Source organism: Flavobacterium sp. NRK1, from assembly GCF_024054175.1.
Lineage (GTDB): Bacteria > Bacteroidota > Bacteroidia > Flavobacteriales > Flavobacteriaceae > Flavobacterium.
Genome location: NZ_JAMXLA010000001.1, coordinates 2,116,043 through 2,135,064, shown reverse-complemented (window position 1 = coordinate 2,135,064; position 19,022 = coordinate 2,116,043). Strand labels below are relative to the sequence as shown.

Below are 19,022 nucleotides of genomic sequence, written 5' to 3'. Positions count from 1 at the left end.
ATCGATCTTAGATGCTGTTACTGAACCGTCTTTGATATTTTCTGTCTCAACCGCATTATCCGCAAGTTTTTCATTGGTTACTGCGTCAGCATCAAGTTTGGCTGTAGTTACTGCGTTATCGGCCAATTTTTCTTCTGTAATTCCGCCGTTTTTTACTTTTATTGCTGAAGCAACAAGCAATGCATCAGTACCACCAGTTATTTCGATTGAATTATCTGCAGGAGTAAGATCTTCGCCTCCAAACACCACATTAGTTCCATCACCATTAGTAAAAGTATATTTACCAGTAGCAACATCATATGAAATATCAGATTTACTAATAGTGCTTAACGGTGTTGCACCATCAGCGCCAATTAAGGAGATAGTACCATTACCATTATCAATAAGTTTGAAATTATCCAGCTTATCAGCAGTGCCTGAAGCTAAAGCCTCTATAGCACCCTGAACAGTAGTAACACCAAAACCAGTAGTAGTGTCATTATAATTTAATGCATTAGCATTTGTGTTTATAGTAGTAGAAATACCTTTCTCATTTACATAGGTGTAAGTCCCGTCTAAATTATTTGTAAAAGAAGTTACCGTTTCTAAATCGGTAAAATCAATAACAGTATTGGTACCGTCTGTATAATTTATAGTTAGAGTTCCGTCACCATTATTTACAGTATCAACAATTCCCAAACCATCAGCACCAGGAACTCCTTGAACTCCCTGTGGCCCTGTTGCTCCCGCAGGTCCCTGAGCACCTTCCAGCGATGCAAGGAAATCTGCTTCGGTTCCGGTATTACCCGCAGCTAACCATAGTTCGTAAGCACTTTGACCGTCAACTCCATCAATACCATTTGTTCCGGCAGGTCCCTGGGCACCTTCAAGCGATGCAAGGAAGTCTGCTTCTGTTCCCGTATTACCTGCAGCTAACCATATTTCGTAAGCACTTTGACCGTCAACTCCATTTACTCCATCGATACCATTTGTTCCGTTTGCTCCATCAGCACCATCTGCTCCGGCAGGTCCCTGGGCACCTTGTAACGATGCAAGGAAGTCTGCTTCGGTTCCGGTATTACCTGCAGCTAACCATAGTTCATAAGCACTTTGACCGTCAACTCCATTTACTCCGTCGATACCATTTGCTCCCGCAGGTCCCTGAGCGCCTTCCAGCGATGTAAGGAAATCTGCTTCTGTTCCGGTATTACCTGCAGCTAACCATATTTCATAAGCACTTTCTCCGTCAACTCCATTTACTCCATCTATACCATTTGTTCCGTTTACTCCATCAGCACCATCTGCTCCCGCAGGTCCCTGAGCACCTTCTAACGATGCAAGGAAATCTGCTTCTGTTCCAGTATTACCTGCAGCTAACCATATTTCGTAAGCACTTTGTCCGTCAACTCCATTTACTCCGTCGATACCATTTGTACCGTTTGCTCCGGCAGGTCCCTGAGGACCTGTAAAATTTTCTGTAGTAAATGTTGTACCATTTGTATATGTGATTGTAAATGTACCATTACCATTATTAACTGTACTCGCAATTCCCACGCCCGGAGCACCTCCGGCTATAGTTACTGTAGTTGCAACTCCGGCCTCATTAGTATATGTCATGGTTCCATCTCCGTTATCTACAAGTGTAGTAACTGTTTCGGATGCTTTAACAAGACTCACAAGATCAATAACAGTATTTGCACCATTTTCATCGCTATATGTCAATGTTTTAGCAACAGGATCATAAACCAGAGAAGTAAGGGTTTGATGTGCAGGAACATCTATAACTGTAGCAGACCCATCAGGATTTACATAGGTATAAGTTCCATCACCATTATCAACAATAGGCGAACCTGATCCGCTATTAGCGGCCAAATCCGCATCGTTAATAAGTCTGTACCATTTATTTATATACCAGTAGTAATAACCAGGTTTAATGTTTGCATTTGTAGTAATGTTATAAACTAACAAACTCTGAACGTTACCAGTAGCTATAGTAGTTGTATCAGTAGTGCTGGTTAACTGAACCTGTGGTATCAAAACACCTTTATCGGCAGACACAATTTCTAACTGTGCAGAAGGATTTGGGTTCGATGTACCTATACCCACCTGAGCGCTTAATGTATAAGCTCCCAGAAGTGTTAACAATGCAGGTAATAGTTTTTTCATCATCATTAAAATTTAATTATTATTTGGGGGTAATGCTAATTCTAAAATTTTATTTATTCATTTTTTAAAACACATATAGTGTTATCATCATATCAACATGCTTATCACATCAATACAACTTAACTAAAAAAACAAAAAAATGCCCCGGAGTTATCCTTAGTCCCTTAGTTCTGAATATAATTACAATATCCGGATACTATTTCGTTAGACTCTAAACCTGAAAAAGCCATCCTGAAAAAAGATAGCATATCAGTAACAATTGAAGGAAGGGTAGAAACAAAATAAGCCTTATCCGTAGTTGCCATTGAGGCAGGATAAAGCTTAGCGCTTTTATATAGCACATTTTCTCCTTTATTCGTGTTTGAAATAAAGAGTGGTAAAAATAGAATAGTATACTTTGGGGGCAGCTTACTGTTCATTTTAATTAAATATTATGGTGCAAAGGTGTGTTATAAATATTAATGAAACGTTAAAAATAAATGGGAAGTAAAACATCCCAATAATTTGAATATACATAAACCATAGACACTCAGTGCCTCTTAATTATTTTAATGTTCTATTAAACTTCAGCACAATGTTAGAAAAACCTATTAGAGTTTTGTTAATTTTCATTCTGCCGAATTTTCTGATTTCCTGTAAGCGTACTCTTTAGGTGTATAACCTGTAAGATTTTTAAAATGCCTGTTAAATGAAACTTTAGAATTAAAACCACTATTAAAAGCAATCTGTTCTATAGACAAAGACCCATCATTCTCCACAAGTAACCCACAGGCATACTCAATTCTGAACTTATTAATATATTGATTAAAATTCTCACCCAGATACACATTAAACAACTGCGTTAAATGATGCATCGGCATTCTCATCTTTTTTGCAAGCGCTTCTAATGTAAGTTCATTATCAAGATAAACCTTTTCATTATTAATCAGATGTTCCAGTTTATTTTTATAATCATCCAGCACCGCCGGAGAAAGGGCCGATTTATTATATTTCTGTACCGGCTGAGTTTCATTTATTTTTTTATCCTTCTCATGTTCTTCCTGGATTTGTTTACTATCTGTACGCTCTTCTTCTGTAATTACCTCATGTACTTTAATATCCTTAACCTTTTCTGTTTTATGCCTCAAGAATTCTAACACATTATCTATTCTAAATACAAAAGCAAACGCAACTGAAATTAATATCCCTATATGAATAATTGTACCTGTTAAATCATCTCTAATAGTATTACCTGATACAAAACCGGCAATTGCAGTAATGGCAAATAATACACCTATTGTACCTAAAGAAAAAGCACCTGTTTTAATAAGCTGTCCTTTTTCTTTATTATTATCTTCATTATTATAAAACGGGCTGACAATCATAGCCCAAATAGCGTAACCTAAAAAAGCAACAGCTAAAAAACTATATTCTGTAATATAGAATATCGAAAAATAGTTACTGTGCAAACCGCTGCTTATTACTATTATATATAATAAGGCAAAAACAAACAACGGAGTAAAATGAATATATATGTGCTTTCTTAAAACTTCTCCTGTAGTAAGTGATTTTAAGCCAATATAGAAAAATGGAGCATAACCTAAAATTAAAGGGTTAGCTATAATAATAACTTTATTGGCGTATGAAAAAGAAATACCAAAGATTACAAATAGTGTATGAAGAAACACATACACAAAATAAATATCAGCTATTTTATCAAACAGTTTTTGTGTCCCGGTTTTGTATCCTATATAAAACGTTACAAGAGACAACACCAATGTTCCGCATAAAATATACTCTATCATGGATGTTTTATTTTAAAATAGTTATTAATTACTGTTCCGTTTAAAAATGGAACAAAATCACCTGATATTCTAAAATATCTATTAGTAGCCGTAATATTAAAGTAACTTAACACATAAACATATACGTAAAAAAAAGACAATAAAATACTTACTGCATTTTTAAATACAATATAAATATAAGGGCTGTATATACCACCACATAGCATACTAACATTGTTATTAAAGACAACAACATCAGCCACATAGAAAAAAAGCAGTAAAAAAATATACTGCTCATTAAGCCTGTGGGGCTTAATTATATTTAGCATTAAGCTTTTTAGTAATTTAAATTAATTTTAATATTATTTTCAGGGACTACAAAGGTATAGATAAGCAAAATATTTACTATAGGTTTAATAGAAAACTTTTTGTAGAATTAATTCTACAAATGTTATTTGTTTGTTATATTTGGCATACATCCCCCATTTATAATGATTTTTTCTAAATCTATTTGTAAAAAGCTCTTTCAGCTTTTGTTATTCATATGTCTCCAAAGCTATTCTCAAAGCGAATATTATTTCACATGGTATTCATCAGACAGTAATCATTTGCCTCAAAATAGCGTAAAATCTATTTTACAGGATAAATATGGCTTTTTGTGGCTGGCTACAGAAAATGGAATTGTGCGCTATGATGGCAAGAATTTTAAAATTTATAATTCTGAAAACACTAATAACATTAACTCTAACAGAATGATGTTATTTAGTGGTTCTATAGAAAATGACAGCATTATTATTTTTAATGAAAAAGAAGAAGCTTTTTTAATTCATAAAAGAGGCATAAAAAGAGTTCACGGAATTTATTATCCTCAAAAATCACTAAAAAACATATCTGATAAATCATATCTGCTTTATCATTCACAGTTATATACAAGACCGGGTAAGCCTTTTGCCTTAACTTCTGACGAAAGGACATTTGTGCTTAGAAATGACAGTATAATGGTGCTTAATAATTCTTTTAAGTGCACCGAAAAATTCGAATATACTTATAAAGATTCTTCTCAGTTTTTTGTTAATGCCGGTAAACTATATCTTTTAGGACCAAACAATGACTATACTTTATGTACAAGTGAAAATAAAAAATTCACAAAATTTGACATAAAATTGAGTCAACAAGCCAAAGTATATTCTAACATACCCGCTAAGCAAACATTTATATTTTCAGAAAAAAAATTATATTATTTAAAATCATATAATGGAAAATTCACTTCTAAGCTGGTGTTTGACAACTTTGATTGTGAAGAAAACAATATTGTTTCTGTTTATTATGATGATAAAAATGAAGTATTATTTCTTGGGAGCACAAATAAAGGCCTTCTGATAGCGAAAAAAAAAGATTTTAAGCATAATTCAACTGATTACCACCACAATTCAGGTACTGATGATGTTTATTATGCGCTTACGAAATATTCATCAAATAGTATTCTTACTTCAACAGGAGAAATATTTAATAAAAATGGTGAAACAAATGTAATACAGCATATAGGTTATCATACCGATAAATACAATATCATTATAGATGATGACGGGAATATCTGGACAAAAAATGGATCAAAACTCTACAAATTTACTAAGAAAAGTAAATTTATAGAACATTATGAATGGAGATTCAGAAATTCCATTTCTACAATAGAAAAAGGCTCTGATCATACTATCTATATAAGTATATTTAACGACAAAGATAAAAAAGGTGGTTTTTTATATAGCATAAATACGGACTCTCTAAAACCCAATGCCAAATTAGAATTCAAATTAAGCTTTGCCTCTTCCTGTCTTAAAGCAATAAGTAAAAATATATACTGGAGTGGTTCATGGGCAGGACTATATCAAATTGATGTAAAATCAAAAACAAGTAAAAAAATTAGTGATTTAAGTAATGCGCATGTACGAAGTATTTATGTTCACAATGCTAATGAAGCATGGATAAGTACTTATAATAAAGGATTCTTTCTGTATAAAAACAACAAGATTACGTCATTCCCTTTAGACAGAAATAAGTATTTGCTTAGTGTACATTGTATAGTGGAAGACAAAGAAGGTTTTATGTGGCTTACAACTAATAAAGGCCTGTTTGCTGCTAAAAAACAGGATCTTTTTAATTATGCCGACCATAAAATAAATAACATATATTATCATACCTATAATAAGGATGCCGGATTTATAAATAACGAATTTAATGGCGGATGCAGCCCCTGTGGTGTTTATCTTGAAAATCAAACGCTCTTTTTGCCTTCAATGGATGGTATAGTTTATTATAATCCATCTGAGATAAAAAAAAGACAGCCTTATAATGACATTTACCTTGATGAAGTATATGTAGATAATAAAAGCTGTACTCTCATTCAAAATCTCGAATTTAACCGCAATTTTGAACGTTTAAAATTTTATTTAACAAGCCCTTTTTACGGTAATACCTACAATCAGAATATTGAGACACGCCTTGAAGGGCCTGTTTTTCAGGACTGGGTTGCAATGACGGAAGATAATGTTTCTTTTTCTACTCTTCCGCCCGGAGAATATATTTTTAAAGCGCGAAAACTTTTAGGTTTTGGCTCTAAATATATTTATAAAGATTTTCATTTTTGCGTAGCTCCTGCCTTTTGGCAAACGGAATGGTTTTGTATAGTATTGATTGTTCTTACTATACTGGCTATCTATTTTATTTACAGGCTAAGAATAAGGTATATTAAAAAGAAAAACATTCAGCTTGAAAAACAGGTGGTTTTAAAAACCCAGCAATTACAAAACACTATAGTTACCTTAAGAAAAACTAAAGATGATCTCAGCAAACAGGTTACTAACCATAAAAACCTCATTAAAACTATTACTCACGATATAAAAAGCCCTTTAAGATTTATAGCTATAACAGGCCGCTTTTTGTATAAAAATATTGAGAAACCAGAAGCTATAGTAAAAGAGGATATTAAAGCTATTTATAGCTCATCATCCCAACTATATCACTTTGTAGATAATTTTCTGGAATATGCAAAAGAGACTGATCTTAATAATAATGAATCACAGCCCTATTCTTTATATTCACTAATACAGGAAAAAAGCGACTTCTTTGAAAACATTGCTTCTGCTGCCAAAACAACTTTAATAAACAATATTGACAAAAATATAGTAATAACAGTAAATCGTCATTTACTCTCTATAATACTCCATAATATTATTGATAACGCTATAAAGAATACCATCAACGGCACTATTTCTTTTAAAGCCGTTATAAATAATAAAACTGTCGCAATACGTATTAAGGACACCGGCAGGGGTATTGAACCCGGCAAATTAAAATATTATCAGGATCTGCTTGAAGGCAGCCTGCCTTCCAAAAGACAAAAAGGTATAGGATTGCACATGATCATAGAATTGCTCGCAGTTATGGGAGGAACCATGAATATCAACTCAAAAAAAGATAGTGGAACAGTAATTATTTTATCATTCAGGCAAAACCATTAAGCTATATACATTTTATATTTTTCTGCAAGCGACACTACATTTGTAACATTAAGTTTTTCAAATATTCTGCCTTTGTAAGTACTTACAGTAGACATTCCAATATTTAGCTTATTTGCAATTTCCAGGTTACCTTCTCCTTTAACTAATAAACCTGCAATTTCAAGCTCACGATTAGATAGAGAATCCAGGGGGTTACTATCCTGCGAATAAACTGTAAGATCCAAATCAGTATATACACCTCCGCCAAGCACAACTTTTACAGCATCAATAATTTTTTCTTCCGAGCTTAACTTATTAAGGTAGCCATTGGCACCTGCCTGAAGAAAACGTAAAGCATACTGATCTTCATCATAAGCCGAAAACATTAATATTTTCATATTGGGCTGCACTACCCTGCTCTCATTAATCATTGTTACATTATTACCACCGGGTAAATTTATATCCAGAAGCAGTAAATCATAAGAATTTATCTTAAGCATGCTTAATGTTTCAGGAAAGCTTTCGCTATGTTCAATAGCAATATCATCAAAAAATTCTCTTAGAATTAATGACACGCCTTGTCTAACAACGCTATGGTCATCGGCTATTAAAATTGTCATATGTATTAATCATTGGTTATTTTGGGTAGGAGAAAGATACTTACTTATTTAAAAATATCCATGAATATACCTTTACAATCGTTAACCTGCTACATAATCGCCTTTAAAACTATATATAACACCTTAACATACAATTACATAACGAACCAACATATATTTGTTAAATTTGTATAATAACGGCCTTAAAGAATAGGTTATGAAATCGATATTGCTTTTATTCATGATTGCGGCTTTGTTATTTCCAATCCCAGCCGCTTCACAAAGCATTATAAAGTGCAATAAAAAAGTTGTTTTCTGGATAATACCTGATAACAATAGTTACTACACCGTAAAACTTACCGGCGACATAGATTTAAGTCCGCAGGAAGACGTGCTTAATATTGATGATAAAGCTTTGCAATATATTTTAATAAATAAAAATATTTATAACGAAGCTGATGGTGACAATTCTGAGCAAATATTGCTGTCAAGATATGTAAATGGAGAAGATTTATACCTGCATAGCATATTTACAGATTTAGGTGATATAGATTCTGAATATATTGATTTACCAACTGGCAAAAAAGCTCTTCTTTGGTATTTTACTCTGCCAAAACGCAAAAATAAAGAAGTTATAGCTCAGTATTTTGTAAATATCATAATTAACGATACTATCTTCGGGTTAGGTTGCCCTCAATTTGCAGAACAGGATGCAAAAAGCTCAAAACAGCTGCTAATAAAGGCAATAGAAACTGTAAAAACAGTAACAAAAACTGACGATTTATGCAATAAATAATTGCATATAATTTACAATTATTCAGCTTTTGTAAGGATAGTTTGCTTACATTTAGTTTTTAAAACAAACTTATTTAATATAATTATGGCTTATACCGATAAAATGCTTCGTGATAATGCATTGCAGGATAAAGTAATTGTAATTACCGGTGGCGGCAGCGGCCTTGGTAAATCAATGACAAAATATTTCATGGAATTAGGGGCAAAAGTAGCAATAACTTCCCGTGATCTTGAAAAGCTTAAAGCCACTTCAAAAGAACTTGAAGATGCAACCGGGGGTAAGTGTCTTGCCGTTCAGTGCGATGTACGTCATTATGAAGAAGTTGAAAACATGCTACAAGAAGTTCTTTCTGCGTATGGAAAAGTGGACGTATTACTTAATAATGCTGCAGGTAACTTTATATCGCCTACAGAGCGACTTTCTGCCAATGCTTTTGATACAATTATAGATATTGTACTTAAAGGTTCTAAAAACTGCACCCTGGCTTTTGGTAAACACTGGATAGATACAAAACAGGAAAAATCTACCATATTAAATATAGTAACTACCTATGCATGGACGGGTTCTGCCTATGTTGTGCCGAGTGCTACAGCAAAAGCAGGCGTACTTGCTATGACAAGAAGCCTTGCTGTTGAATGGGCTAAATACGGAATACGAAGCAATGCCATAGCGCCCGGCCCCTTCCCTACTAAAGGTGCATGGGACAGATTATTACCGGGCGACCTGAAAGACAAATTTGACCTTGCTAAAAAAGTACCTCTTAAACGTGTAGGAGATCATCAGGAACTTGCCAATATAGCAGCATATCTGGTATCTGACTTCTCTGCCTATGTAAATGGCGAAGTTATTACAATTGATGGTGGCGAGTGGCTTAAAGGTGCCGGACAGTTTAATCTTTTAGAAGCCATACCCGAAGAAATGTGGGATATGCTGGAAGAAATGATAAAAGCCAAAAAGAATAAATAATATTTTCTAAATTACTATTATTCCGTTTTTAAATGCTTTTTGCATCTAAAAACGGAATAATTATTTTATATCACTACCGTCAAAATAGTGAAATCTTATAAAACACTAAGCATTGCAAAAAAAACAAGTGAAAAAAAATAAAGCATACCCAATAATACGTTATTTTTTTAGTAATCTTCTTCTTTCATTAATTTTTTAATTTTATTTAGACTTGATATAAATAAATTTTTATATTTGCCGCACAATGTTATTTTTAATAAATCTAAATAAAACATCAGATGAAAAAAAATCTACTTATAGTAGCTGCCTTATTTACTGGCGCTCTTACTTATGCGCAGTGCGATGCAGTAGCTTCGTTAAACGAAGATTTTAGTGAATTTACCTTAACAACACAAAATGCTTTTCCACAAAATTGCTGGAATGCCAGTGGTGCAGCCGCACAAGGCCCCTGGATCTATACAGCCGAAGATGGTGAACCGGCAAACCAGTACGCTGTATACTACACACATATGGCAGGTGCAAATATTGCAGGTTATATAATTAGCCCGGAGCTATCTACAATTGACGGAAATCATGAATTATCTTTTGATACTTACAAACTTGGGCAGGGAGGAAATATTCCGGAAGGAAATATTACTGTAGAAGTAGGAACACTTAGTGACTTAACAGATCTAAATACATTTGAATCTGTTGCAGCTCCTTTCACAGTAACTGAAACAAGCGAAACACACGCTAATATTGTTATAGAAGCTTCTTCAGTACAAAAGTATGTTGTGTTTAAATTTATAGCCGATGCAATGTTTAATGCAGCAGCTCTTGACAATGTTGTATGGAGTGAAGTAGCAAACACTTGTATAGCGGTTGAAACATTAGACGAAAATTTCAATTCTTTTGCCACTTCTCAAACAACAATAGATCAAAATTGCTGGTCTGCAAGCACAGGTGCACCACTTGTTTATGTTGATGGTGAAGAAGAAGATAACAACGTTACTTTTTATGCTGCAAATGCAATAAACACTGCGGGTTATCTTGTAAGCCCCGAATTATCTACAATAGATGGAAACCATGAGTTATCGTTTGATGTATATAAAATAGGCAGCCCTGCCCCTGTTACAATTATACAGGCAGGTACACTGGCAAGTGCTACAGATTTTGAATCTTTTCAGCCGGTTGGAGATATAATAACAACTACTTCTGAAACAATTTCTATAAGCAACATTGTTATAGATGCTTCTGAAACTCAAAAATTCATTGCCTTTAAATTTGTTACAGACAATGCTCACGGCGCAGCAGGAATAGACAATATAAAATGGACAGCTGTAACTGCCGGATTAAATGATCTTAATAAGTCTGCTTTTAGCATATATCCAAATCCTTCTAGTAATAAAAACATTACAATAAACCACAATCTTGAGGCTAAAGGAACAATAAACATATTTACTTTAACAGGTGCTAAAGTATTTACAGGTGAACTAAATAATTCAGGTTCTCAAAACGTAAATCTTGATACTTTATCTCCAGGTATGTACATTGTAAAAATAGAATCAGGCAACTATTCTGAATCTAAAAAACTGATAATCCAATAAGCAGCAAACCAATCCGTATCCACTAAAAGCCCCAAGCTATTGCATGGGGCTTTTTTATTTCCCTAATGTTAACAAATTCCATTTTCATAAACCATAAATAATTGTATTTTTACGGTTCAAAATTTATAAACATAAATGGGTAAGATTATTGCCATAGCCAACCAAAAAGGCGGCGTAGGAAAAACAACGACTTCGGTAAACCTTGCCGCTGCGCTGGGTGTACTGGAAAAAAAGGTATTATTGATTGATGCTGACCCACAGGCTAATGCAAGCTCTGGGCTGGGCATTGATGTGGAAACAGTTGAGATTGGTACTTACCAGATACTGGAGCACAGCAATACACCCGAAGAGGCAACAATTGAGTGCAATTCACCCAATGTCTGGGTAATACCTGCACATATAGACCTTGTGGCTATTGAGATAGAACTTGTAGATAAAGAGAATAGAGAATATATGCTTAAGCAGGCTCTGGAAAGCGTTAAAGAGAAATATGATTATATTTTGATTGACTGCGCTCCTTCATTAGGCCTTTTAACGCTTAATGCACTTACCGCTGCAGATTCGGTAGTTATTCCAATTCAGTGTGAATATTTTGCATTGGAAGGACTTGGAAAACTTTTGAATACAATTAAAAGCGTACAAAAAATACATAACCCACAACTTGATATTGAAGGGCTATTGTTGACAATGTATGACTCACGCTTACGCCTGTCTAACCAGGTAGTAGAAGAAGTGCAGAAACACTTCCATGATATGGTATTTGACACCGTTATTCAGCGTAACGTAAAACTTAGTGAAGCACCCAGCTTTGGAGAAAGCATTATAAACTATGATGCAACCAGTAAGGGGGCTATAAATTATCTGCACCTTGCAGAAGAGATTATAAAGAAAAATACAGTAGTACAACAGTAGGTTTATGACAAAAGCAATTAAAAAACAAGCACTGGGAAGGGGCTTATCGGCATTATTAAAAGATCCTGAAAACGATATTAAATCGGTTGAGGATAAAAATGCAGATAAAGTTGTAGGTAATATTATTGAGCTTGAACTGGATGCTATAGAAATAAACCCTTTTCAGCCCAGAACAAACTTTAATGAAGAAGCCCTAAAAGAACTTAGTACTTCTATCAAAGAACTGGGTGTAATACAACCTATTACCGTTAGAAAGCTGGATTATAATAAATACCAGCTTATATCAGGTGAACGACGTTTACGTGCTTCAAAACTCGCAGGACTGGAAACCGTTCCTGCATACATACGTATAGCAAATGACAATGAGTCGTTAGTAATGGCACTAGTTGAAAATATACAACGCCATGACCTTGACCCTATTGAAATTGCACTTTCTTACCAAAGGCTTATAGATGAAATACAGCTTACACAGGAACAAATGAGCGACCGTGTAGGTAAAAAGCGTTCTACAATTGCTAACTACCTCAGACTACTGAAACTTGACCCTATAATCCAGACCGGCATACGTGATGGTTTTATTTCTATGGGGCATGGACGTGCTATAATTAATATAGAAGATCATGATGCCCAGGCAGATATTTATCAGAAAATAGTAAGCAAAAACTTATCGGTAAGAGAAACTGAAGCTTTGGTAAAAAGTTATCAGGACAGTCTTAAACCGGCTTCTGAAAAAGCTTCAAAAAATACTTCTTTTGAAGTAGAAGACACGCAAAAGAAAGCTTTTACCAACTTTTTTGGAGCTAAAGTAGATGTAAAGGTAGATGCTAAGGGTAAAGGTAAAATTACTATCCCTTTTCACTCTGAAGAAGACTTCAACAGGATCATAAAACTTATAAACGGTTAGTGAAGAAGCTGTCATTCATATTCATAATAATTTTTCTTTTAACTTCTTTAAATGCGGCAGCACAGGAAGAAGGAGAACTTATTATTGATAAAGATACTACTAAGCTCCCCACCAGTTATGCTCCGCCAAATCCGCTTGCACCCGCCAAAGCTGCTTTTTACGGGGCAATATTTCCGGGCATGGGGCAGATTTACAATAAAAAATACTGGAAAGTACCAATTGTCTATGGTGCAATGGGTATAAGCATCTATTCCTATTCATGGAATAACAAAAAATATCACGAATACAGAGATGCCTATAAAGACTTGCTTGAAGGCAAAAAACTTACTGGAAAACTTGAAGGCTTAGACAAAGACAGACTGATTAGAGCTCAGAAATTTCACCAAAAAAACCGTGATCTTTCTGCTCTTATTACAGGTTTATTTTATGTTTTGCAAATTGTGGAAGCAAACGTTAACGCACACCTTATGCAGTTTAACGTTAATGAAAATCTCTCATTACGACCGCAATTGCAACAAAATAATATAGATAACAAATATAATATGGGGCTAAATTTTAGCTACCAATTTTAAAATATGAGAATTGCTTTATTAGGATACGGAAGGATGGGCAAAGTAATTGAAAGAATTGCTTTGGAAAGAGGGCATGAAATAGTACTTAGAAAAGGTGCCCAGGATACTTTTGCAGGACTTGAAAATGCAGATGTTGCTATAGATTTCAGTATTCCTGATGCTGCCGTAGCTAATATTTCTGCATGCCTTAATAATAATATTCCCGTAATATCAGGAACAACAGGCTGGCTTGAACACTATCATGATGTTGCAAAACTTTGTGAAGAAAAAAACGGAGCCTTCATTTATGGCTCTAATTTCAGCCTTGGCGTGAATATCTTTTTTGAGCTTAACTCCTACCTTGCCAAAATGATGAAAAACCTTAAGCAGTACCGTGTATCTATGGAAGAGATACATCATCTGCAAAAACTTGATGCTCCAAGCGGAACAGCTATTTCACTTGCCAAAGATATTATTGAAAATTCTGACTATTCAAGCTGGGCATTAGAAAATGCAAAAGCTGATGAATTACTTATTGCAGCCAAACGTGAAGAAGGCGTACCTGGTACCCATAGTGTTTTTTATAATTCTGAAATAGATTCTATAGAAATTAAGCATACAGCACACAGCCGTGAAGGGTTTGCCTTTGGTGCAGTTGTGGCAGTAGAGTGGCTATTTGGAAAAAAAGGTATATATACAATGAAAGATGTTTTGGGTTTATAGTAACATTTTCGCCCAATAGTATACATATATAAAAAACATACATACAATGACACTATTACAATGGTTTATATTTTTCCTTGCAGTACAGGTTGTACACTTTTTAGGAACCTGGAAACTTTATGAAAAAGCAGGCAGAAAGCCCTGGGAAGCAGCAGTACCGGTTTATAATGCAATAGTTTTAATGCAGATTATAAACAGGCCGCGCTGGTGGACTATATTGCTATTTATACCTATTGTAAATCTTATAATGTTCCCGGTAGTATGGGTACAAACATTACAGGCTTTCGGTAAAAAATCAACTACAGATGCTATAATTGGTATAGTTACGCTAGGTTTCTATATTTATTACATTAACTATACAGGTACTGCAGAATATAATCCCGAAAGAGAAAAAAAAGACAGCACGTTAAGTTCTCTTTTATTCGCAATAGTCGTAGCAACAATAGTACACACTTATGCGGTACAACCATTTACAATTCCTACTTCTTCATTAGAAAAAACATTATTAGTAGGTGATTTTCTTTTTGTAAGCAAATTTAATTATGGGGCACGTACACCAATGACTACGGTAGCAGCGCCCATGGTTCATGATACAATACCTCTTATACATACAAAATCCTACAGCAACTGGCCTCAACTTCCTTATTTCAGATTTCCGGGAATTGAGAAAGTAAAGAAAAACGATATTGTTGTTTTTAACTGGCCTATAGATACCGTACGGTATTTTAGAGATAAAAACAGTGTTGGCATCCGCAAGCCAGTAGATAAGAAGTCAAACTATGTAAAACGCTGTGTAGGTACACCGGGCGATACCTTTACCCTTAAAGACGGAATAGTATATATAAATAATAAGGAATTAATTCTATCTGACAGAGCTAAGCCTCAATACTCTTATGTAATTACTACAAACGGAACAATAATCAATAACTTATATCTTCAAAAAGAATTAAATGTAACCGATCCATTTGGAAGAGTAAATGATACGACTTATGTATTCACTTCTTTAACAAATGAAAGTGCTGAAAGACTTAAAAATTATGCAGGCGTAAAATCTGTTACAAGAAGAATTACAAGAAACGAAGGCGATTTATCCATTTTCCCCCATTCTAAACCTACCTGGAATGTAGATAATATGGGTCCTGTATATATTCCTGAAAAAGGAAAAACAGTTGCCCTGGATAAAGAAAGCCTGCCATTCTATAAAATGATAATTAAAGAATATGAGCATAACGACCTTCAGGTAAATGGAGATGAAATCCGTATAAACGGTCAGGTTGCAAATTCTTATACTTTTAAACAGGATTACTACTGGATGATGGGTGATAACCGTCACAATTCTGAAGACAGCCGTTACTGGGGATTTGTACCCGAAGACCATATTGTTGGGAAGCCTGTATTTATATGGATGAGTATCGATCAAAATACAAAAAAAATAAGGTGGGACAGATTCTTTACTACCGTTGGTGGTAGTGGAAAACCAGTCTCTTATTTTAATTATTTTTTAATTGCACTTGTAATCTGGATTGGCGGAAGCTATTTTTGGAGAAAGAAAAAAGAAAAAGCAGCATAATTCAAAATTCGATTGTTCGCTTATTTGATAATTTGGTTATTTTACAATCTTAATGTATACATATTCATTTGAAAAACTCGAAGTTTGGGTTAAATCAAAGGAGTTTGCAAAAACAATTTATAAACTTACATCCTTATTTCCTGATACAGAAAAATTTAATCTTACCAGTCAATTAAAAAGATCATCTATTTCTATATCTTCAAATATAGCAGAAGGTTCTGCCAGAAACTCTTATAAAGATAAGGCACATTTTACCACAATAGCCTTTAGTTCGGCTGTTGAGGCTTTGAATCAAATAATAATCTGTTTTGAAATAGGCTTGATTTCTCAACAAGACTACAACGACTCACGTAATTTATTAGAAAGTATTACCAATAAACTGAATGCTCTAAGAAATTACCAGATTCAACAATTAACCAAATAAATGAATATTCTTTTACACCCTACATATTTCCCTTCTATAAGCCATTTTGTGGCAATGGTTAAATCAGAAGCTATAACTTTTGAAGTTGAAGATAATTTCCAGAAACAGACCAACCGTAACAGGATGTATATATACAGCCCAAATGGGATTCAGTTATTAAATATTCCTGTGAAGCATAGTAAGACTGCGCATCAAAAATTTAAAGACACCCGCATTGAACATGCGTTTGACTGGCAAAAACAGCATTTTAAATCGCTTGAAGCCGCTTATAGAACATCTCCCTTCTTTGAGTACTTTGAAGATGATTTAAGACCTGTATTCGAAAAAAAACATGACTTCATGATGGATCTTAATTTTCAGGTAATGGAAATTGTAACCTCATGCCTGGGAATGGATTTTAAATATGCTAAAACGGAAGAATATTTTCATGAAGTAGATAATATTAAGGATTACCGCTATTTAACAAATGGAAAAAAAGACACTGCGGTTTTTGAACCTTACACGCAGGTTTTTGAAGAAAAACACGGCTATATAAATAACCTGAGTATTTTAGACCTTTTATTTAATGAAGGCCGCTATGCTATGGAATATCTTAAAAATCAGGAACTGTAATTTACTTCTGTTCTTCCTTTTCAAAACAAAGGCGCGTCATAACCGGAAAATGATCTGAATTGGCAAAATCGCCAAAAGTAGTGTATTGTTTTACCTCTAAATTTTTATCGGCAAATATATAGTCTATCCTGGCGGGATAGTATTTGTAGTTATACGATTTTCCAAACCCCTGCCCTGCTTCTTCAAAAGCATCCTTCATTTTTCCTTTTATACTTCGATACACATAAGAAAAAGCACTATTATTAAGGTCTCCGCAAATAATCATGGAATGGCTGCATTCATTTTTATGTTTTTCAATAAGCTCTGCCTGTAATTGCTGTTTCTTAAAAGCTTCACTCAAACGATTAAAAATTACCTTAGATTTTTCTTCGTCAATGGTTTCGTGAATATCCGGACTTATTTTTATAGACTGAAGGTGCATACTATAAACGCGCAGGGTATCTTTCCCTTTTTTAACATCAGCAAAAACAACATTATTCCCAGTATTAGGAAATTCAATGTGTCCGCTATCTATAATTGGGAATTTTGAAAATATTGCCTGCCCGCTTTTACCTTCACGCCCGAATATAAATTTATGCCTGTATTCGGGAAATATAGCATTGCCTTTTTTTGTATATTCCTGAAGACATACAATATCCGGATTTTTTTCATTAATAAAATCCATTATTTTTTTTGGAATATTGGCGTCAGGCAGCCATTCGTAAAGATTGAACATCCTCACATTATAACTCATCAAAGTAAAGTCTGATTTATCTTCAGGTAGATTTTCAGAGGAGAATTTATAACATTTGCTTATAAAGGTTATTCCTAAGAGCAGTACCAGCCCAGATAAAAGCATTTGCCTTTTTGTCTGCAATAGCCAGTAAAGGAAAAAAAGAAAATTAAGTATGAGCATTAAAGGCATCAGCAGGGTAAAAACTGACAAAAAAGGAAACAATTTAGGAGCAAGAAATGGCAATATATAGGCAATGAATGTCAATATAGTCAATACTATATTGAAAAAAAACATCAACTTATTAAATCCTGATAGCTTTTTCATGTGTTGCGCTTCTACTCAAAGCTAATCATTTATTTACCAACTTTAAATAAAAATTCTTTTTCAGCAGCTGTAAGACTGTCATACCCTGATTTGCTTATTTTATCAAGAATATCATCTATTTGTTTTTGGGTAATATCTTTATTATTAGCAGATTTTGTATTTGTGCGTGGTGAAGGCGATGGATTACGGTGAACTTTTTTAAAAGGAACCTTCTTTCCGGGTTTAAACAGATCGGCAAAAAAATCAATTACGGCCGTAACCCCTTTTGTAAGATCTGTACCATTTTGAAGCAGTTTTATATATAGGTATCCGAATAATGCGCCCGCCAAATGCGCAATGTGGCCACCAGGATTTTCAACAGATACATTTATAAGGTCCAGTACCAAAAACACTATAGCAATATGCCACAGTTTAACGTTGCCTATCAGCATAAGCCTTACATTATATAAAGGCTGATAAGTAGTGGTTGCTATGAGTATGGCCATTATTGATGCCGAAGCACCAACAAGCCCTGCTGTACCTCCTGCAAGTGTAGGTATAAAAGAATAACCTACAACATACATTAAACCTGAAAAAATTGCAGAAAGCAGGTAAACACCAAGTAATTGTTTTTGTGTAAAAAAAGTTGTAAAAAGCCTGCCGGCAAAAAACAACATAAACATATTAAACAGCAAATGGAAAAAACCTGCATGAAGAAAAGCATATAAAACAACAGACCAGGGTTTCCATGCCAGATCTGTAATATTGCTGGACAAACTAAACCAATCCTGTGTATAATAATTGCCGGACCAGTCAAGTACAGCAACATTTAACCCAAATAATTTACAGATGCTAAAAATAATAACAGGAGCAAAAAGCCCTATATTCCAATAGATAAGCTTTTGTGTCATGCCGCCTATCCTGTATTCCATTTTCAGATCGTCAATAATACTCAT

Annotated in this window: 16 protein-coding genes and 1 pseudogene; 11 read left to right on the top strand and 6 right to left on the bottom strand. The window is 34.2% G+C overall.

The window, feature by feature from the left end:
* The 3 genes and pseudogenes from NHE85_RS09750 to NHE85_RS09740 form a co-directional block, all read right to left on the bottom strand.
* Positions 1-2,145, bottom strand: a pseudogene (locus tag NHE85_RS09750) (hypothetical protein); the annotation flags it as partial.
* Positions 2,146-2,309: 164 nt separating this feature from the next.
* The gene (locus NHE85_RS09745; protein WP_252811834.1) at positions 2,310-2,564 is read right to left on the bottom strand and encodes a hypothetical protein; all 255 of its coding nucleotides are present in this window, start codon (positions 2,562-2,564) and stop codon (positions 2,310-2,312) included.
* A gap of 189 nt (positions 2,565-2,753) precedes the next feature.
* Entirely contained in the window at positions 2,754-3,929 is a 1,176-nt protein-coding gene (locus tag NHE85_RS09740) for an AraC family transcriptional regulator (RefSeq protein WP_252811833.1), read from the bottom strand.
* Between the two features lie 470 nt (positions 3,930-4,399).
* Between NHE85_RS09740 and NHE85_RS09735 the strand changes: the two genes are divergently transcribed.
* The gene (locus tag NHE85_RS09735; protein WP_252811832.1) at positions 4,400-7,426 is read left to right on the top strand and encodes a two-component regulator propeller domain-containing protein; all 3,027 of its coding nucleotides are present in this window, start codon (positions 4,400-4,402) and stop codon (positions 7,424-7,426) included.
* On the opposite strand, the gene NHE85_RS09730 is transcribed toward NHE85_RS09735, so the two are convergent.
* Positions 7,423-8,025, bottom strand: coding sequence for a response regulator transcription factor (locus NHE85_RS09730; RefSeq protein ID WP_252811831.1), 603 nt, complete (start codon positions 8,023-8,025; stop codon positions 7,423-7,425). The genes NHE85_RS09735 and NHE85_RS09730 overlap by 4 nt on opposite strands.
* A 196-nt stretch (positions 8,026-8,221) precedes the next feature.
* Between NHE85_RS09730 and NHE85_RS09725 the strand changes: the two genes are divergently transcribed.
* The 10 genes from NHE85_RS09725 to NHE85_RS09680 all read left to right on the top strand — a co-directional run bounded on the left by NHE85_RS09725 (position 8,222) and on the right by NHE85_RS09680 (position 17,048).
* A complete protein-coding gene (locus NHE85_RS09725) occupies positions 8,222-8,800 on the top strand; it encodes a hypothetical protein (RefSeq protein ID WP_252811830.1) in 579 nt (192 codons plus the stop codon).
* An 84-nt stretch (positions 8,801-8,884) separates the two neighbouring features.
* Entirely contained in the window at positions 8,885-9,766 is an 882-nt protein-coding gene (locus tag NHE85_RS09720; RefSeq protein ID WP_252811829.1) for an SDR family oxidoreductase, read from the top strand.
* Positions 9,767-10,044: 278 nt separating this feature from the next.
* Positions 10,045-11,352, top strand: coding sequence for a T9SS type A sorting domain-containing protein (locus tag NHE85_RS09715; protein ID WP_252811828.1), 1,308 nt, complete (start codon positions 10,045-10,047; stop codon positions 11,350-11,352).
* A gap of 135 nt (positions 11,353-11,487) precedes the next feature.
* Positions 11,488-12,264, top strand: a complete 777-nt coding sequence (locus tag NHE85_RS09710) for a ParA family protein (protein ID WP_252811827.1) — start codon at positions 11,488-11,490, stop codon at positions 12,262-12,264.
* A gap of 4 nt (positions 12,265-12,268) precedes the next feature.
* Entirely contained in the window at positions 12,269-13,168 is a 900-nt protein-coding gene (locus NHE85_RS09705) for a ParB/RepB/Spo0J family partition protein (protein WP_252811826.1), read from the top strand.
* On the top strand, positions 13,168-13,740 hold the full coding sequence (locus tag NHE85_RS09700; protein WP_252811825.1) for a DUF5683 domain-containing protein: 573 nt from the start codon (positions 13,168-13,170) through the stop codon (positions 13,738-13,740). Before NHE85_RS09705 ends, NHE85_RS09700 begins: the two co-directional genes overlap by 1 nt.
* A gap of 3 nt (positions 13,741-13,743) precedes the next feature.
* Positions 13,744-14,442 carry a 4-hydroxy-tetrahydrodipicolinate reductase gene (gene dapB / locus NHE85_RS09695; protein WP_252811824.1) on the top strand — a complete coding sequence of 233 codons (699 nt, stop codon included), beginning with the start codon at positions 13,744-13,746 and terminating at the stop codon, positions 14,440-14,442.
* A gap of 46 nt (positions 14,443-14,488) precedes the next feature.
* Entirely contained in the window at positions 14,489-16,012 is a 1,524-nt protein-coding gene (gene lepB / locus NHE85_RS09690) for a signal peptidase I (RefSeq protein WP_252811823.1), read from the top strand.
* 52 nt (positions 16,013-16,064) lie between these two features.
* Complete coding sequence (locus NHE85_RS09685; RefSeq protein ID WP_252811822.1) at positions 16,065-16,436, top strand: four helix bundle protein; 372 nt, start codon at positions 16,065-16,067, stop codon at positions 16,434-16,436.
* A complete protein-coding gene (locus NHE85_RS09680; RefSeq protein ID WP_252811821.1) occupies positions 16,437-17,048 on the top strand; it encodes a WbqC family protein in 612 nt (203 codons plus the stop codon).
* A gap of 1 nt (position 17,049) precedes the next feature.
* Here NHE85_RS09680 and NHE85_RS09675 read toward each other — a convergent pair whose 3' ends face one another.
* Entirely contained in the window at positions 17,050-18,087 is a 1,038-nt protein-coding gene (locus NHE85_RS09675) for an endonuclease/exonuclease/phosphatase family protein (protein WP_252811820.1), read from the bottom strand.
* A 29-nt stretch (positions 18,088-18,116) separates the two neighbouring features.
* On the bottom strand, positions 18,117-19,022 hold the full coding sequence (locus NHE85_RS09670) for a rhomboid family intramembrane serine protease (RefSeq protein ID WP_252811819.1): 906 nt from the start codon (positions 19,020-19,022) through the stop codon (positions 18,117-18,119).

Bases quoted from the DNA above. Each gene is read 5' to 3' on its own strand.
- NHE85_RS09745 (WP_252811834.1), bottom strand. From the start codon at position 2,564: ATGAACAGTAAGCTGCCCCCAAAGTATACTATTCTATTTTTACCACTC.
- NHE85_RS09740 (WP_252811833.1), bottom strand. From the start codon at position 3,929: ATGATAGAGTATATTTTATGCGGAACATTGGTGTTGTCTCTTGTAACG.
- NHE85_RS09735 (WP_252811832.1), top strand. From the start codon at position 4,400: ATGATTTTTTCTAAATCTATTTGTAAAAAGCTCTTTCAGCTTTTGTTA.
- NHE85_RS09730 (WP_252811831.1), bottom strand. From the start codon at position 8,025: ATGACAATTTTAATAGCCGATGACCATAGCGTTGTTAGACAAGGCGTG.
- NHE85_RS09725 (WP_252811830.1), top strand. From the start codon at position 8,222: ATGAAATCGATATTGCTTTTATTCATGATTGCGGCTTTGTTATTTCCA.
- NHE85_RS09720 (WP_252811829.1), top strand. From the start codon at position 8,885: ATGGCTTATACCGATAAAATGCTTCGTGATAATGCATTGCAGGATAAA.
- NHE85_RS09715 (WP_252811828.1), top strand. From the start codon at position 10,045: ATGAAAAAAAATCTACTTATAGTAGCTGCCTTATTTACTGGCGCTCTT.
- NHE85_RS09710 (WP_252811827.1), top strand. From the start codon at position 11,488: ATGGGTAAGATTATTGCCATAGCCAACCAAAAAGGCGGCGTAGGAAAA.
- NHE85_RS09705 (WP_252811826.1), top strand. From the start codon at position 12,269: ATGACAAAAGCAATTAAAAAACAAGCACTGGGAAGGGGCTTATCGGCA.
- dapB (WP_252811824.1), top strand. From the start codon at position 13,744: ATGAGAATTGCTTTATTAGGATACGGAAGGATGGGCAAAGTAATTGAA.
- lepB (WP_252811823.1), top strand. From the start codon at position 14,489: ATGACACTATTACAATGGTTTATATTTTTCCTTGCAGTACAGGTTGTA.
- NHE85_RS09685 (WP_252811822.1), top strand. From the start codon at position 16,065: ATGTATACATATTCATTTGAAAAACTCGAAGTTTGGGTTAAATCAAAG.
- NHE85_RS09680 (WP_252811821.1), top strand. From the start codon at position 16,437: ATGAATATTCTTTTACACCCTACATATTTCCCTTCTATAAGCCATTTT.
- NHE85_RS09675 (WP_252811820.1), bottom strand. From the start codon at position 18,087: ATGAAAAAGCTATCAGGATTTAATAAGTTGATGTTTTTTTTCAATATA.
- NHE85_RS09670 (WP_252811819.1), bottom strand. From the start codon at position 19,022: ATGAGTATTATTGACGATCTGAAAATGGAATACAGGATAGGCGGCATG.